The sequence below is a fragment of the Serratia sp. CY74737 genome (assembly GCF_052166775.1).
GTDB lineage: Bacteria > Pseudomonadota > Gammaproteobacteria > Enterobacterales > Enterobacteriaceae > Serratia > Serratia ureilytica.
On sequence record NZ_JBJNOF010000015.1, the window covers coordinates 181,049 to 197,776 of the forward strand.

Below are 16,728 nucleotides of genomic sequence, written 5' to 3' on the forward strand. Positions count from 1 at the left end.
TTTACTGTTGAGCATAGTCGCTATTGCGCCAGGGTTATGCATGATCCCGGCAGTGCGGCGAGGTGAGCGCATTATGGGTGAGACGCCAGCCGGTGTACAGGCTATCCCGCCGTCCTGTCCGAACGATAAGAAAAAAAGTGCGAACGCGAAAGTTCGCGATCTGGTCGGGTGCTACGATCGGTATTTTCCATGATGGTGGCATAATGACTTCTGACCAGACAAACCGCAGCCAGGTGAGCCTATTGGCGGCGTTGACGATCGCTTTATTTTTTATCTTGTTGAACAGCGGCTCTCCCACGCCGTTATATCCCCTCTATCAAGAAACCCTTGGCCTAAGTAATATCGACCTGACCTTCATTTTCTCTTCCTACGGCTTTGGCGTATTGCTGGCCTTGTTTTTATCGCGCAGGCTCACCATCACCGATAAAAATGCCCGGTTGCTGGTGGTGGTGTCGCTGATGGTGGTGGTGGTGCCAACGCTGTGCTTTTCCTTTGCTCGTTCTTTGCAGGCGCTGTGCCTGTTCAGGTTTATGTCCGGTTTAGGGGCCGGTACGGCCACGGCCATCATCAACATCTTGTTGATCAACGTCAGCCGCGGCGACAGCGCCAAACGCGCCGCGCTGTTGGGCAGCCTGGCTTTGGTGATCGGCCTGGCGCTGGGCCCGGTGATCAGCAGCGTTTACGCCCAGCAGGCGTTTTACCCGCTCACTTCGCCGGCGGTGACCATCGCCGCGTTGGTTTTCCTCTCCGCGATCGCCATCGTCCTGCTTTGGCCGAAGAAGGGATTGCCTACCCTCGGCGTTGCGGACACGAAAACGGCAGAAAAGGGCGCCGGTTTTAGCCAACCGCTGTTCTATCTGCTTGCGCTGTGCGTGTTTATCTCCTGGTCATACGCCGCGCTGATCCTGTCGCTGGGGCCGACGGCCGCGATCCGGGTCTTCGGGCTCCAGTCACCCGCGGGCTTTGGCTATATCGCCACCGGTTATTTACTGGTGGCCGGCGTGGTGCAGTTCACGATCCCGCGTTTTCTGAAGCCTGAGTTTTCTTTGGTACTAGGGCTGATTGCGCAGGTTTTCTCCATGGTGATGATGACTATGGCGCTCGAAAGCGGTTCTGTGGCCAGCGCGGCGGTGAGTCTGGCGCTGTCCGGCTTTTCGTACGGCGCGGTTTTTGTGGGCGGAGCCATCCTGGTCAATAAGCTCTCGCTAGCGGTGCCAGGGTGGAACGCGGTGTCGAAGTTTTACTTTATCGTCTATTTGTTCAATATCATGCCGCCGGCCGCAGGTTGGCTGGCGGATAAAATAGGGGTAGTGAGCGCTTTGTTCGCCGCTATTGTCCTTTTTATGGCGATATACATCACCTTTGCCGTGCTGGCGCTGTGGGCGCTGTTGCTGAGAAAGGCCTGACGTTCCCAGCGTTGGGGAAGGGCTTTACAAGCCTCCCTGGCTTTCATAAGCTTGGCGGCGTGTTTTGGCGCTGATTGCTGGCGATTGCCGCGCATAACAGCGGCTGCCCGGCGGCTCTGCTTTAACACGCCATGTTTTATATAGGTTCAGGTAAGAGAACGGCCCCATCGATGATTGCCGGCGCCCATAGAAATCGGGCGTTGCAGTGAGGATGGGGTGATGCTGTGCCGGTTTCGGTGATGAGAGACGTGTCCGCCTTCACCGGTTGCCGCACGCATAGGTTACTGACCTGTTGATGAATTTTTGGATGGCCTGCCATCTAACTCATTACAGGATTAACAGATTGCGATGCTTACCCTAGATCATTCCTCGTCTCACCGCGTTTTTTACCGCATTCACTCCCCCTTCAGCGAGGCTTTCGTAGCCATGCCGTCACTCACGGTGCGCGAAAAGGTGCTCGTTGGCCTGCATAAATACCCCTTGGGAGCCATTTTATGGAATGGAATGTAAACCAAACCACGCTCTCTCGAGCGCAGATGGTTTCCCTGCCGAAGGCGGAAGTGCATGTGCATCTGGAGGGCTGCTTTGAGCCGGAACAGCTCTCGGCATGGGCGTTATCCTCGGGGATACCGATGCCCAGAAAGCAGGACGAGCTGCTGAATTTTAACGGGCTTGCCGACTTTCTCGATTTCCTCGATTGGTCCTGCAGCCTGGTGAGCAACCGTGAACGCCTGGCGCAGTTAAGCTACTCCTATGCACAACGGCTATCGCGGGATGGCGGGCTGTACGCCGATCTGATTTTCAACCCGACCCATTGGAAAGCGTGGCGCGGCAGGCTCGGTGACATGATCGACGCGATTGACGCCGGCTTGCGCGCGGCCGAAGAAGATGGATTGGCGTCCGTTGGGCTGTGCGTCAGTTTGCTCCGCCGGCAAACCGCAGCCGAGGCGAGTGAGCTGGTGGATTTTTTAACCGCGCTGCGGCACCCCAGAGTGGTCGCGCTGTCCGTCGATGGCAATGAGGCCGTCACCAAAGGCAGCGGTGCGCGTTTCGCGCAGGCTTTCGCCCAGGCGGGCAGGGCCGGGTTGAAGCGAACCGTGCATGCCGGGGAGTCCAGCGGCGCTGAGGGCGTGCGCGACGCCATCTTGCTGCTGGGGGCCGACCGCATCGATCACGGCGTTCGGGCGATAGATGACCCGGCCGTCGTGGAACTGTTGGCCGAACGGCGCATCCCTATCGGCGTATGCCTGACCTCGAACATCAAACTGGGCGTCTATCCCGGCTACGCGGAGCATCCGCTGCGCCGGCTGCGGGATGCCGGGGTCATCGCGACCATCAATACCGACGACCCGGTCTTATTGCACACCACGTTGGTGGATGAATATCTGATCTGTCAGAGCGAATTTGCATTTTCCACCCAGGATATCGTCGATGTGGCCCTGAATGCCTTTGCCGCCAGTTTTGCCGGCGACGAGGCCAAAATGACGTATCGGAAGAAAATGGCCCCTTGGGTTGCTTCTCTTAATACAGAAAATGGAGACAAGCGGTGAGCGAGAAGAAAATAAAATTATATTTTGATTGCGATACCGGCATCGATGATGCGATGGCGCTGGGCTATTTGCTCGCAGAAAGTGACAAGGTGGATATTCTGGCGATCGGCACGGTTTGCGGCAACGTCGGCGCCGATGCCGGGGCCAGAAATACGCTGGAGCTCGCCCGCCTGGCCGGTTTTCCCGCGATCCCCGTCGCCGTGGGAGAACGGGATTACCTGCGCCAGGCGTATCTTTGCGATGTGCAGCATATACACGGCGACAACGGCATCGGCGACATCGCGCTGGAAGCCTCACACACCAAGCTGGCGCCGCTGTCGGCCCCCGAGCTGCTGGTTGAGCTGGCCAGAGCGCACCCGGGGGAGCTGGACATCTTGGCGACTGGCCCGCTGACCAACATCGCCAAAGCCTTGCAGCTTGAGCCCGCGCTAGGAGAGCTTATCGGCACGCTGACGATCATGGGCGGTGCGGCACTGGCGCCCGGCAACCGAACGCCCGTTGCGGAGGCGAATATTGCCTGCGATCCGGAGGCGGCGGCCATGGTGTTTAAGGCGATGAAGAATATCGTGATGGTGCCGCTTGATGTCACCATGTCGCATACCTTTGAAGAGGCGGATCGGCTCAAACTGCTGTCGGCCGAGAGCCGGTTTGCGCAGGCGATAGGGCAAATGCTGGAACGGTATATCCAGTTTTATATTAATACCTACGGCCGCAAAGCCTGTGCGCTGCACGATCCCGTGGCTGCGGTGTTGGCGGTGCAGGGCATCGGCGCCTGCCTTGCGCCTAACGTGAAGGTGACGATCGATGATTCTGACGGGCCAGGCCGCGGGCAAACCCTGTGCGATATGCGGGGGCGATATATGAACTATCCGCCGCAGCCCGATGCCAACTGCCATGTGGTATTAAGCACCGAGATTAATATGTCGGAGTTGCTGCTCGCGAAGCTGTTGTCGTTGGCGTAATTCGTCTCTATCGACAACGTCTGAGTGTATAAGAGGCCTTTCCGGAGGCCTCTGAATGAGCACTGAAGAAGGGGGCAAGAGATCGGGCTGGATTTATCGATCCGCAGGAGTGCGAATCCAAATCGATGGATGCGTTTGGTATTTGTTTAGCGCATGTTGAGTACAGTGTTGCCCCTGTACAGTCTGATTATTGATGCGTTTTGCCGAATTAAGCCGAGCCATAAAGTATTAACCAATCTTCTTTTTTTATTTTATATATGCGGAACATGTTGTGGAAAATGAAAATTTAACGTTGCATCATGACAATGATGCACGCTCCTTTCTGGAGGGCCAGCTCGATAGATTTAATTCAAAGTTCATGGGATTAAATGCTCACGAGTATGGTGTTTATTATAAAGACGGCGATGAGAAAATAATCGCGGGACTTTATGCAGAGTCTTACGGGGCCGTTTTTTACATCCATTATCTTTGGATTGATGAAGCGCAGCGCGGCCGGCGTTTAGGCCACCGTCTGCTGGAAGCTGCAGAGGCTCATGCCAGACAGTTGGGATGCGCCAGCGTCTCCGTGGACACGTTTAGCTTTCAGGCGCCCAATTTCTACCTGAAACAGGGTTTTCAAATGATTGGCGAGTTGGATTGCGGCAATGAAATAACACGCTCCTATCTGAACAAACAACTGTAATATCTGTTTTTTATAAAAGGAATTCGGTTAACTCACTGAGAGCAAGGTGTTGTTCTTAATATGAAATATGACGCTTTGGCCGATGTGACGGATGGCGAGGGAGTCTCTCCCTCGCCGTGGCGTCAGCGGCTGCGCCGTGACATGACCCGTTTGTCTTTCGGCCGATCCTGCCAGTCCTCAACCTGATTGTTGAAGTTATCCGCCAGCAGGTAGGCCGGGGTTTTCGCCAGCCAGTCGGACAGCGAAATATCCTGATAAATGCCGTTGTCCATCACGATCAGCACCTTCAAATCCTCATCGCCGATGTTCTCGATGTAATGGCCGAAGCCCTGCGGCACGTAACCGACGTCCGAAGGGGCGTACTCTTCCGTCTGTGCGTGGCCGTGCGAGCTGAACACCGTCATGCGGCCCTTTCCGGCGATATAGTATTGCCATTCGTTGGCGTTGGGGTGCCAGTGCAATTCCCGGATCGCGCCGGGTTTCACGATCTCGATGATGCCGGTCATGGTGGTGGAAATGGGAAATTCTTTCGACGACACCAAATGGACGCTGCCGGCGTCATTTTCAAAGAACGGCTTTTGCTTCATTAATTCATAGCGGTGGGTCAGCGGGGCATTATTTAATCCGCCGTCGTTTTTCGGCAATGGCAGAGCGGGCGGAACGGCGCCGCCGACAATATAAGCTTCGCCCTGTTTGGCCTTGGAAAATACCGCCGCCGGCATGTTGACGCTTTTTTCCAATACCTCTTTCGGCATATGCGCCACCCAATCGGTAATGCTGAAAGTGCCGAATTCGGAGAAGTGGCCGTTATCAAACGCCAGAATAAAATGCGCGCCGTCCGCCAGCGCCTGAATGGAATGGCCATAGCCTTTCGGGAAATACCACACGTCGCCGGGGCCGAAATCCGCCACCTCGCATTTGCCTTCGGGATCGAGGATGGTGATGCGCGCATGGCCTTCGAGCATAAACGCCCATTCGGCGGCGATGGCGTGCCAGTGCAGCTCACGCACGCCGCCCGGCTCCAGCGTCATGTCGACGCCCGCCACACCTTCGGAGATCGGGAATTGCTCGACGGTGGCTTCGCGCGCCCAGCCGTTGGGCAGGCTGCGCTTTTTGCTGTCGGTGAATTTGTACTTATAGAGATGCTGTGCATCGGCAGGCGGCTGATAGCTGCTGGGAGGCACGATATTGCGATGGTCATCGGCAGCGGCATTTTTAGCGATGCCGCCGATCATGCCGGCGGCCGCCGCGCTGACGGCGGAGACTTTCAATATATCACGACGCGATAGCATAGCGTTTTCTCCAATATAAAACCGTGCGCCCGCAGAGGCAGGCGACAGGGAAGGCGCGATCGCCATTGAAATGATTTTTTGTCATCGGTGGGAACAGGCGGTGACCCTTAAATCCTAGTGGCTGGAATTTATTGGGTAGGCGCTTATTTGTTTGCGTTTGTTACTAAGTGAGAGCGGGTTTAATTAATTAACCGGAAGTTGAATAGTCATGGATTGGAATTAATTTTCACCGCTCATAGGCTTAAATAAATAATAAACGAACGTCATTTTTTATTGGCCGTTCGGGCTTTTCATGACTGCCCCACGGTCTCCAGCACCAGCTGACGAAAGCGCTCGACGATCGGCGAAGCCGGGCTGCGGCGCAGCGCCAGGTAAAGCGGGGCGCTGAGCTGCGCTTCTGCGGCGAGGGTGCGGTAGACGATGCCGTCGCCGCCCAGCCGCCGCATGGAACCGGGCACGATTGACACCCCTAATCCGGCGCCCACCAGGCTGAGGGTGGCCGGCAGGCGCGGCGCTTCCTGCACGATGCGCGGGCTGAAGCCGGCGCGGTGGCAGGCGGCCAGGATGGCGTCGTACAGCCCCTGGCCGGCCGGGCGGCGATAGAGAATAAACGCCTCGTGGGCCAGTTCGGCCAACGGCAGCGGTTGCTGCGTTTCTTGCGCCAGCCGGTGGCCCAGCGGCAGGGCGACGATCATCGGCTCGCTGAGCACTGGCTCGACGCTCAGGCCGGGAATGCCGTTGGCCGGCGAGCGCACGAAGGCGGCGTCGAGGCGCTGTTCCAGCAACGCCTCCATCAGTTCGCCGCTGCCGGCTTCTTCCAGTTGAGTGGTGATGCCCGGCAGGATGTCGCGGTAGCGGCGCAGCAGGTTGGGCACGAACGGGTGCAGCGCGGCGGAACTGGTGAAACCGATGGCGATGTGGCCCTGCTCGCCGCGGGCGGCGCGCTGCACCGCTTCGCGCAGGCGCTCGGCGCGCGCCAGCAGGGCGCGGGCTTCTTCGAACAGCACGCCGCCCGCTTCGGTGACGCGCACGCCGCGCGGCAATCGCTGTAACAACTTCACGCCCAATTCGTCTTCCAACCCCTGCAACAGGCGGGTCAGCGGCGGCTGCTGGATAAACAGCCGCTCGGCGGCGCGGGTGATGTTGCCTTCTTCCACCACGGTGACGAACGCCCGCAGGCGACGCAGTTCAATCATAGCCATACCTCAAAGGTATCTTTCGTTGTTCCGGAATGCATTAGACATCATGGCACGGCGGCGCGCATGATACCAGACATCAAAACAAGCGATGTGGAACGGCAATGTCATGTCAGATATCAATACGTTAAAACCGCACCCGGCTGCAGCGCCGGGCAACGCGGCGCTGTTTTTGGGCTTTCTGTGGCTGGGACTGATCGGCTTCGGCGGCGTGCTGCCGATGGCGCGCAGCATGTTGGTGGAACGCCGGCGCTGGCTGAACGCGGAACAGTTCACCGAGCTGCTCGGCTTGTGCCAGTTTTTGCCCGGCGGCAATGTGATCAACCTGTCGGTGGCGGTGGGGATGGAATTTCGCGGGCTGCGCGGCGCGCTGTGCGCCTTGCTGGGCCTCATCAGCGCGCCGACGGCGATCGTGGTGGGGCTGGGCGTGGTGTACGCCCGCTTCCAAAACGATCCCCATGTGCAGCATGTGTTCGCCGGGCTGGCCGCCGCCGCCGCCGGGCTGCTGCTCTCGACCGGGATCAAGATGCTGCTGCCGCTGCGTGGCAAATGGCCGGCGCTGGCGATCGTCGCGCTGGCGCTGATCGCCATTGCCTGGCTGCGCCTGCCGCTGTTGCCGACCATGCTGGTGCTGGCGCCGCTGAGCATTCTGCTGATGTGGCGGTGGCCGTCATGAGCGGGGTGTTGATGGCGTTGGCGCTGATCTTCACCGAGCTCTCTTTATTGGCGTTCGGCGGCGGCATGACCATTCTGCCGGAGATGCAGCGGCAGGTGGTAGAGGTGCATCAGTGGATGAGCGCCCAGGAGTTCAGCGCGCTGTTCGCCATGGCGCAGGCCGCGCCGGGGCCGAACATGATGATCGTGCCGTTGGTCGGTTGGCACGTGGCCGGCTGGGCGGGGCTGCTGGTTTCTTCGATCGCCAAGTTCGGGCCGTCTTCCATCGTTACGCTATTGGTGATGGGCGCCTGGCGGCGCTTTAAGGATCGCCCGTGGCGCCGCATCGTGCAGGCCGGGTTGGTGCCGCTGACCGTGGGGCTGGTGGTGGCCAGCGGCCTTTTGATCGCCGAGGCTTCAGCGCCCCATTGGCGGCTGGCGGCGATCGTGGCGCTGGCGACGGGATTGAGCATGAGCAAGCGCCTCCATCCGCTGTGGGTGCTGGCGGGCGGCGCGCTGCTCGGCCTGCTGTTTGCCTGAAGGATTAGCGCGGGATCAGCACAAAGCGTGAAGGGCCGTTGCGGTCGATCAGCTCATAGCGCTTCGGCGCGGTCAGAGCCAGAAACGCCACCATGCTCCCTTCGGCGTCGGTCAGCGTCATGCCGTCCGGCGTCGGCCGCCAGGCGACTGGCAGCGCGTGCAGCGCCAGCGGCTGCAGGCACTCGGCGGAGGCGCTGAAGCGAAAAGCGTTGGTGTTGGCTACCGTTTCGTCGCTCAGCTGCACCTCGCAGACGGCTTTACCGTCGCCGATGGCGGCGAGCTGCCAGTCGCCCTTCAGCGCGGCGGGTTCCAGCAACGGCAGTGAACTGCCCAGGGCACTGCTGCACAATACGCTCATAACGACTCCTGTCAGGCTGGCGCGACGCAAGGCGCGCATAAGGAAATGGGTTGGCATCGGGTCACTCCTTTCGGCTGTCCGTTCACACCTTAGCACGTTCCCGGCGGGATGATGAGGCAAGGATTAGGTTTTTTAATCCTCGATTATTCTGATCTAACCGTCGCTAAAAGGCGCGAAAAGACGAGTGATTAACCTGTTATTGCGCTTATTTTTCTCATTAATATAGTGAGAATACAAATTGTTATGGTTATCTCCTTTTTAACGCCCGGCGCGGTGAAGCCAGGCTGGGCGGGCTCGCGTCGCCGGAGTGAGTCACTATACTGGTCAATCCTAAGCCTCGGCTTAGATAAGAACGACTGATGAATAGTCTTACAAATCGAGTGGATTCCTAGTGTGTAAAAGGAGAATGCAATGAGCAGTCGCCACAACGACATTTTGCAAGATGACGATGAGTTCACCAGCCTGGCCGCCACATCCCCCAACGATCATAACTATCAGTTTTACTATCACCAGCCCGGCAGCCCCTATGACGGATTGGGCTACGGCGCGCTGTTCACGCTGGACAACGCGAACCTGTACAGTAACCAGCGCGGCGGGGCGGCGATTAATAATTTGGGTAAAATCCGCGATAACTTCAGCTTCGATCGCGCCGCCGATCAGTTGACGCGGCCGGGCCTGACGCACAACGGCGACCAGGTGTATCACCAGCCGGTCGCGCTGACCTATTCCTTCCTGACGCAAAGCGCGCTGAACCGCATCGGCCAGACCGGTGACGGCGACAAGGGGCTGCAGCCGTTGACCCAGGCGGCGCAGGCTCAGGCGCTGAAATCGATGCAGGCGTGGGCCGACGTGGCGAACGTAACCTTCACCGAGGCGGCGTCCACCGATATCAACCACCGCGCGGATATCACCTTCGCCTACTTCACGCAGCGCGCCGACGGCAGCACCGCCGCCGGCAGCGGCCCGAATGCCATCAACGCTTACGCCTATTACCCGCCGAGTTCCAAATCGGGCAGCGATAACGCCTTTGCGGGCACGGTGTGGTTCAACAAAAATTTCGCCACCCATAAGGCGCCCGTTAGCGGCGACTTCAGCAGCCAGACCTTCACCCACGAACTGGGGCATGCCCTGGGGCTGGCGCATCCGGGATCTTATGACGCATCGTTAGGCAACCCGAGTTACCAGAACGACGCGGCTTATTATCAGGATTCGCTGCAATACTCGATCATGAGCTATTTCAACGCCGGTTACACCGGCGCCGACACCAAAGGGGTGTATGGCTATGGGCCGATGGTGGATGACATCGCCGCGATCCAGAAGCTGTATGGCGCCAACATGAACACCCGCACCGGCGACACGGTGTACGGCTTCAACTCCAACAGCGGCCGTGATTTCCTGACCGCCACGGCGGACAACGGCAAACCGGTCAACTTCGCGGTGTGGGACGCCGGCGGCAACGACACGCTGGACTTCTCCGGCTACAGCCAGCAGCAGATGATCAACCTGAACGACGGCGCGTTCTCCAGCGTCGGCGGCGGCACGCAGAACGTCGCCATCGCGCGCGGGGCGATCATCGAGAACGCCATCGGCGGCAGCGGGCGCGATCTGCTCATCGGCAACGATCAGGACAACCTGCTGGCGGGCAACGCCGGTTCCGACATCCTGTACGGCGGGCGGGGGGCGGACCATCTGTGGGGCGGCAAAGACGCCAACAACTTCACCGACTATTTCGTCTATCTCAACGCCAAAGAGTCGACGGTGGCGGCGTTCGACGTGATTGAAGACTTCGAGCACGGCATCGACAAGATCGATCTCTCCGGCCTGCGCTTCAACAACAGCCTGAGCGAGCTGCGCTTTATCGACAGCGGCAGCGCCTTCAGCGGCCAGAAAGGCGAGATCCAGCTCAACTTCGACGCCTTCAACGGCACCACCGATCTGTTGATGAACACCCAGAGCAACAGCTATGCCGCCGACTTCAAGATCCACGTGGTCGGGCAGGTGGAGCAGAGCGATATTTTGTTTGCCTGAAGTGAGGAAGGGGAAGAGAAAAGGGCCGACCGGCCCTTTTTTTACGACTGGGCCGCTGTGGCGCTTTCCGCCACGAAAGATCCGGTTTTCACCGCGCCGGCGCGGCGGTAGTGAGCCACAATGACGCCGCCGGGCGAGACCACCGAGTGGGTCAGCGTGAAGGCCGCCGGCGCCGCGTTGTCATCGAACAGCCGTTTGCCGCCGCCGAGCAGCACCGGGTAGGTGAGCAAGCGCAGTTCATCCACCAGATCGTTGGCCAGCAGCTGTTGCATCAGCGTGCTGCTGCCCTGCACCAGCAGCACCGGCCCCTGGGTGCGCTTCAGCTCGCGCAGCCGGGCGAGGATGTCTTGCCCCAGCCACTGGCTGTTCTCCCACGTCAGCGTCTCGCCGTGGTGGGTGGCGACGTACTTGGTGGCCTGATTGAACACGCGGGCGATGTCGGCGGAAAACGGATCGGCCTCGTCGGTGATCTGCGGCCAGTAGCCGGCGAAAATGTCGTAGGTGCGCCGCCCCAGCAGCAGATCGAACGGCGCAGAGAAAAGTTCGCCCATCGTTTCCGCGACGGCGTCATCCCAGTAGGGGGCGGTCCAGCCGCCGAAGCGAAAGCCGCCGCTGCGGTCTTCGTCCTGCCCGCCCGGCGCCTGCATCACGCCGTCGAGGCTGACGAAGGCGCTGGCAATAATCTGTCGCATGGCTGTCTCCTGCCGTTGAGTGCCAGCTGAAAGTTTAGCCGCCGCGCGCCGGCTGCGCCAACCGGCCGCTCAGGGCTGCAGCGCCTTGAGCAACGCCTGATGGAAACGCGCCGGTTCCTCCATTTGCGGCGCGTGGCCCAGCCCGGCGAATTCGATCAGCGTGGCGTGCGGGATCAGCTTCGCCGCCTGCTTGCCCAGCACCGCGTAGTGCCCGATCTTGGCCTTGACCGCCGGCGGGGCGATATCGCTGCCGATGGCGGTGGTGTCGGCGGTGCCGATCATCAGCGTGGTGGGCGTTTGCAGATCCTTGAACTCGTAATACACCGGCTGGGTGAAGATCATGTCGTAGATCAGCGCCGAGTTCCACGCCACCAGTCTGTGGCCCGGCCCGTTGTTCAGCCCGGCCAGCATATCCACCCAGCGATCGTACTCCGGCTTCCAGCGGCCGCCGTAGTAGGTGCGCTGCTCATAGTTGCGGATGCCCTCGGCGGTGGTGTTAAGCTCGCGCTCGAACCACCGATCGACGCTGCGCCACGGCACGCCTTTCGCCTTCCAGTCCTCGAGGCCGATCGGGTTGACCATCACCAGCCGTTCCACCGCTTGCGGATACATCAGGCTGTAGCGCGTGGCCAGCATGCCGCCGGTGGAGTGGCCGATGACGATGGCCTTGCTGATGTTCAGGTTCTGCAGCAGGCCGTGGGTATTTTGCGCCAGCTGTTGGAAGCTATACTGGTAATGCGTCGGCTTGGTGGAGGAGCAAAAGCCGATTTGATCGGGCGCGATGACGCGGTAACCGGCCTTGCTCAGCGCCTTGATGGTGTCCTGCCAGGTGGCGGCGCAGAAGTTTTTACCGTGCAGCAGCAGCGCGGTGCGGCCGTTGGCGGCGCCTTCCGGCGGCACGTCCATATAGCCCATTTTTAACGGCTGCCCCTGCGAGGTGAAACTGAACTGCTGCAACGGGTAGGGGTAGTGAAAGCCCTGCAGCTCCGGGCCGAATTTCGGCGTTTCGGCAGCGCCGGCGGTGAACGCGGCCAACGTGGCGCATAACAGCGCGCGGCGGGTTAATCTCAGCATCCTGATCTCCTGAAAAGGGCGATAGCCGAGTATAGCCACAATCGGCGCGCTGGCGCGCCAGTGGTTTCAGATAATTCTGTAATATTAAGGTTTGATTCCCGGCAAGATTCCGACAACGGTCTTTTTCACAGTGAACGGGGTCACGCCGTGCAACATTCGCAGTATCTGATGGTTTTATTTCAAGGCTAAGTTATGCGATGCTTAAGTATTATTTATGCAAAAGGATCCTCGCATGTCCGCTTTATCCCGCTGCGCTTTCAGCGAAGGCAGCGTCGCTTTGCCGGAAGGCTATGCCGATCGCACCGTCAACGTGCTGTTGGCCGGCGATGATGTTTCCCCCTCAGTCAATATTTCCCGCGATGCGCTGCAGCCGGCGGAAAACCTGGCAAGCTACGTCACCCGCCAGCTTGATGCGCTGGCGCAGGGGCTGAAAGGTTGGGCATTCAAAAGCCGCGAGCCGGCGTCGCTGGGCGATGGGCTGGCCGCCGGTGAGTGGGTACGCGCCAGCTACCTGCGCGACGGCAAACGCATCTGGCAGAACCAGGCGGTGTTCGCGCTGGCGGAAGGCCGGGTGCTGGTGTTCACCTTGGCGATGGCGCGCAAGCTGACGCCGCAAGACGACGCGCTGCTGCAGCAGGTGCTGAACAGCTACCGGGCGGCCTAACGATGAACTCTTTGCGTAAAAGGAACTTACGATGACCGAAGCGGCCCGCGTCGGCGATACCATCGGGCATTCCCATGCCCTGGCCGGCATGATTGCCGGCACCCTTGTCGGCGGCCTGATCGCCGCCGCAGGCGCGGTGGCGGCGGGCGCGCTGTTCGTCGCCGGCCTGGCGGCTTCCTGTATCGGCGTCGGCGTGCTGCTCATCGGCGCCAGCCTGGCGGTGGGGTATCTCACCGGGGAGGCGGCCACTGCGGCGCGCGACGGCATTGCCGACGCCGGTGCCGGTAGCCTGACCCCCAAAGGCAATATCGTCACCGGCTCCCCCAACGTCTTCATCAACGGCAAACCCGCCGCGCTCGCCACCAACAGCCAGGTGGCCTGCAGCGACGACGGCCCGAGCATGCAGATGGCGCAGGGCTCCGACAAGGTCAGTATCAACGGCCAGCCCGCCTCGCGCGTGGGGGACAAAACCAACTGCGACGCGCAGGTGATGGAAGGTTCGCCCAACGTGTTTATCGGCGGCGGCACCGTCACCACCTTGCCGATCAAGCCCGAAGTGCCGGATTGGCTGTACAAGGTCTCTGACCTGACGCTGCTGTTCGCCGGCCTGGTGGGCGGCGTGGGCGGCGCCGCCGGCAAGCTGGGGGCATTGGGCAAACTGTTGGGCAAGCTGCCCGGCATCAACAAGCTGGCGCGCATCGCCTGCCGCGCCGGCACCCTGATGACCGCCACCGCCGCGGTCGGCATTATCGCCCGGCCGGTGGATATAGTCAGCGGCCAGAAATTCCTCGACGGCGAAGACGATCTCGATTTCGTGCTGCCTTCGCGCCTGCCGGTCGCCTGGCAGCGCTATTGGCGCAGCGGCAACCCCGGCGACAGCGTACTGGGCCGCGGCTGGAACCTGTTTTGGGAGAGCAGCCTGCAGCCGTATCAGGACGGCCTGGTGTGGCGTGCGCCTTCCGGCGACTTCGTCGCTTTCCCTATGGTGCCGCGCGGCCACAAAACCTACTGCGAAGCCGAAAAATGCTGGCTGATGCACAACGACGACGGCAGCTGGCAGCTGTTTGACGTCGGCGAACAGATTTTCCACTATCCGCCGCTGGCGGGCGATCGGCCGAGCCGGCTCAGCATGATCACCGACGCCATCGGCAACGCCACCTCGCTGTTCTACGACGACGAGGGGCTGCTGAATGAACTGGTGGACAGCGCCGGGCAGCGCCTGATGTGCCGCTATGCGCAGGGCCGCCTGTGCGAAGTGGCGCTGCAAACCGCCGAAGGCGAACGGACGCTGGCGCGCTACGGTTACGATGAGCAGGGCCAACTGACGACGGTGAGCAACCGCGCCGGTGAGGTGACGCGCCGCTTTGGCTGGCGCGACGGCCTGATGGTCAGCCACCAGGACGCCGCCGGACTGCTGAACGAATACCAATGGCAAGAGATCGACGGCGTGCCGCGCGTGACGGCCTATCGCAACAGCGCCGGAGAATCCCTTGAGTTCGGCTATGACTTCGGCGGCGGGCGCCGCAGCGCGGTGCGCGGAGACGGCAAACGGGCGGAGTGGCGGCTGGATGACGACGACAACGTGGCGCAGTACACCGATTTCGACCAGCGCCGCTACGGCTTTATCTACCAACGCGGCGAACTGTGCAGCGTGCTGCTGCCCGGCGGCGCGCAGCGCCGGAGCGAATGGGATCCTTATGGCCGCCTGCTGTCGGAGACCGATCCGCTCGGCCGCGTGACGCGCTATCAATATTCGCGCAACAGCGGCCGGCTGTTCGCCGTCGCATACCCGGACGGCAGCAGCGAAGCGCAGCACTGGGACACGCTGGGGCGCCCGACGCGCTATGTCGATGCGCTGGGCAATGCCACGCTCTACCGCTATCCGGATGACGAAGAGAGCCTGCCGGCCAGTGTGATCGACGCGCTGGGCGGGGAAGTGAAGCTGGAGTGGGACGCCCGCGGCCAGCTGACGCGCTACACCGACTGTTCCGGCAGCGTCACGGCTTATACCTACGATGCGCTGGGGCAACTGACGGCGCAGACCGATGCCGAAGGCCACCAGACGCGCTACCAGTGGGATAACGGCGGTCGCCTGCATACCCTGATCCACCCGGACGACGGCGAAGAGCGCTTTAACTGGAACGCGCACGGCCAGCTGGCCGAACATCAGGACGCGCTGGGCAGCCTGACCCGCTGGCAGTACAACGCCCTGGGGCTGCCGGTCAGCATCACCGATCGCATCAACCGCACCCGGCGCTATCACTACAGCCCGCAGGGCTGGCTGACGCGGCTGGAGAACGGCAACGGCGGCGACTACCGCTTCAGCTACGATGCGGTGGGCCGTGTGGTGGCCGAAGAGCGCCCGGACGACACCCGCCACTATTATCGCTACGGCGCGGCCGGGCTGCTGGAAGAGCACCGTGAGGTCGGCCTGCCGGGCGGCGCGGGCGAGCTGATGCAGCGCGAACAGCGCTTCCGCTTCGACGAGGCCGGGCAGTTGGTCTGGCGCAGTAACGCCAGTGCTGAATGGCATTACCGTTTCGACGCCATGGGGCGGCTGCGCGAGCTGAACCGCCTGCCGACGGCGAGCGGCGCGGCGCTGGGCATCGAGCCGGACAGCGTGCAGATGCGCTATGACGCCGCCGGGCGGCTGCTCGGCGAGCAGGGCGTGAATGGCGAACTGCAATACCAATGGGATGCGCTGGCCAACCTGCAGGCGCTGACGCTGCCCCAGGGCGATCGCCTGCAGTGGCTGTATTACGGTTCCGGCCACGCCAGCGCTATCAAATTCAACCAGCAGGTGGTGAGCGAGTTCACCCGCGATCGCCTGCACCGGGAAACCGGCCGCAGTCAGGGCGCGCTGCAGCAGCAGCGGCGTTACGACGCCATGGGCCGCCGCAGCTGGCAGAGCAGCGCCTTCGGCCACGACAAACTGACCCGGCCGGAAGACGGCGTGCTGTGGCGCGCTTATCGCTACACCGGCCGCGGCGAGCTGGCCGGGGTGAGCGACGCGCTGCGCGGCGAAGTGCACTACGGTTACGACGCCGAGGGCCGCCTGCTGCAACACCGCGAACCCAATCAGGGCAAACCGGGCGCGCGGCTGGTGTACGATCTGGCGGATAACCTGCTGGGCGAACGCAGGCCGCAGAGCGACATCGACGCGCACCTGCCGCTGGCGCCGATCGCCGATAACCGGCTGACGCACTGGCAAAAACTGTTTTACCGTTACGACGCCTGGGGCAACCTGATCAGCCGGCGCAACGGCCTGTATGAACAGCACTACCGCTACGACGCCGACAACCGGCTGGTGCAGGCGCATGGTCGCGGCCCGCAGGGCGAATTCGAGGCGCAGTATCATTACGACGCGCTGGGCCGCCGCAGCCGCAAGGCGGTGCGCTACAAGGGCAAAACCGAACAGACGATCCGTTTCCTGTGGCAGGGCTACCGGTTGCTGCAGGAGCAGCGCGATGACGGCAGCCGCCGCAGCTGGAGCTACGATCCGGCCAGCCCGTGGAGCCCGCTGGCGGCGCTGGAGCAGGCGGGCGACAGCCGCTCGGCAGATATTTACTGGTATCACACCGATCTGAACAGCGCGCCGCTGGAGGTGACCGACGCGGCGGGCAACCTGTG

General features: G+C 61.4%; 14 protein-coding genes. 9 read left to right on the plus strand and 5 right to left on the minus strand.

Annotation, left to right across the window (positions count from 1 at the left end; translation table 11 throughout):
• Positions 1-62 precede the first annotated feature (62 nt).
• The 4 genes from ACJ8PE_RS20620 (at position 63) to ACJ8PE_RS20635 (ending at position 4,600) form a co-directional block, all read left to right on the plus strand.
• Positions 63-1,406, plus strand: coding sequence for an MFS transporter (locus ACJ8PE_RS20620; protein ID WP_404768935.1), 1,344 nt, complete (start codon positions 63-65; stop codon positions 1,404-1,406).
• 494 nt (positions 1,407-1,900) lie between these two features.
• Positions 1,901-2,956, plus strand: a complete 1,056-nt coding sequence (gene add, locus ACJ8PE_RS20625; RefSeq protein WP_197792871.1) for an adenosine deaminase — start codon at positions 1,901-1,903, stop codon at positions 2,954-2,956.
• Positions 2,953-3,918 carry a nucleoside hydrolase gene (locus tag ACJ8PE_RS20630; protein WP_197792870.1) on the plus strand — a complete coding sequence of 322 codons (966 nt, stop codon included), beginning with the start codon at positions 2,953-2,955 and terminating at the stop codon, positions 3,916-3,918. Before add ends, ACJ8PE_RS20630 begins: the two co-directional genes overlap by 4 nt.
• Positions 3,919-4,189: 271 nt before the next feature.
• On the plus strand, positions 4,190-4,600 hold the full coding sequence (locus tag ACJ8PE_RS20635) for a GNAT family N-acetyltransferase (protein WP_099782978.1): 411 nt from the start codon (positions 4,190-4,192) through the stop codon (positions 4,598-4,600).
• Between the two features lie 122 nt (positions 4,601-4,722).
• On the opposite strand, the gene ACJ8PE_RS20640 is transcribed toward ACJ8PE_RS20635, so the two are convergent.
• Together ACJ8PE_RS20640 and ACJ8PE_RS20645 are read right to left on the minus strand one after the other, a co-directional pair.
• Positions 4,723-5,892 carry a cupin domain-containing protein gene (locus tag ACJ8PE_RS20640; protein WP_099782980.1) on the minus strand — a complete coding sequence of 390 codons (1,170 nt, stop codon included), beginning with the start codon at positions 5,890-5,892 and terminating at the stop codon, positions 4,723-4,725.
• Positions 5,893-6,182: 290 nt separating this feature from the next.
• On the minus strand, positions 6,183-7,094 hold the full coding sequence (locus ACJ8PE_RS20645; RefSeq protein WP_033643004.1) for a LysR family transcriptional regulator: 912 nt from the start codon (positions 7,092-7,094) through the stop codon (positions 6,183-6,185).
• A gap of 103 nt (positions 7,095-7,197) precedes the next feature.
• Between ACJ8PE_RS20645 and ACJ8PE_RS20650 the strand changes: the two genes are divergently transcribed.
• Together ACJ8PE_RS20650 and ACJ8PE_RS20655 are read left to right on the plus strand one after the other, a co-directional pair.
• Positions 7,198-7,764, plus strand: a complete 567-nt coding sequence (locus tag ACJ8PE_RS20650) for a chromate transporter (protein ID WP_042785697.1) — start codon at positions 7,198-7,200, stop codon at positions 7,762-7,764.
• Entirely contained in the window at positions 7,761-8,282 is a 522-nt protein-coding gene (locus tag ACJ8PE_RS20655; protein ID WP_033644268.1) for a chromate transporter, read from the plus strand. Before ACJ8PE_RS20650 ends, ACJ8PE_RS20655 begins: the two co-directional genes overlap by 4 nt.
• Before the next feature lie 4 nt (positions 8,283-8,286).
• Here the strand turns inward: ACJ8PE_RS20655 and ACJ8PE_RS20660 are convergent, their stop codons facing one another.
• Positions 8,287-8,640, minus strand: a complete 354-nt coding sequence (locus ACJ8PE_RS20660) for a protease inhibitor Inh/omp19 family protein (RefSeq protein WP_033650455.1) — start codon at positions 8,638-8,640, stop codon at positions 8,287-8,289.
• 411 nt (positions 8,641-9,051) lie between these two features.
• Here ACJ8PE_RS20660 and ACJ8PE_RS20665 point away from each other — a divergent pair, with 411 nt between their 5' ends.
• Entirely contained in the window at positions 9,052-10,668 is a 1,617-nt protein-coding gene (locus ACJ8PE_RS20665; protein ID WP_197792867.1) for a serralysin family metalloprotease, read from the plus strand.
• A 41-nt stretch (positions 10,669-10,709) separates the two neighbouring features.
• On the opposite strand, the gene ACJ8PE_RS20670 is transcribed toward ACJ8PE_RS20665, so the two are convergent.
• Both ACJ8PE_RS20670 and ACJ8PE_RS20675 read right to left on the minus strand, forming a co-directional pair.
• Entirely contained in the window at positions 10,710-11,360 is a 651-nt protein-coding gene (locus ACJ8PE_RS20670; RefSeq protein WP_197760555.1) for a dihydrofolate reductase family protein, read from the minus strand.
• A 69-nt stretch (positions 11,361-11,429) separates the two neighbouring features.
• Positions 11,430-12,434 (minus strand): alpha/beta fold hydrolase, encoded by a 1,005-nt coding sequence (locus ACJ8PE_RS20675; RefSeq protein ID WP_197760554.1) that lies wholly within the window; start codon positions 12,432-12,434, stop codon positions 11,430-11,432.
• 232 nt (positions 12,435-12,666) lie between these two features.
• On the opposite strand from ACJ8PE_RS20675, the gene ACJ8PE_RS20680 reads away from it, so the two are divergent.
• On the plus strand, positions 12,667-13,098 hold the full coding sequence (locus tag ACJ8PE_RS20680; RefSeq protein ID WP_197760553.1) for a DcrB-related protein: 432 nt from the start codon (positions 12,667-12,669) through the stop codon (positions 13,096-13,098).
• Positions 13,099-13,129: 31 nt separating this feature from the next.
• Positions 13,130-16,728 (plus strand): PAAR domain-containing protein (locus ACJ8PE_RS20685; RefSeq protein WP_442536859.1); only part of this gene is annotated, 3,599 nt, incomplete at its 3' end.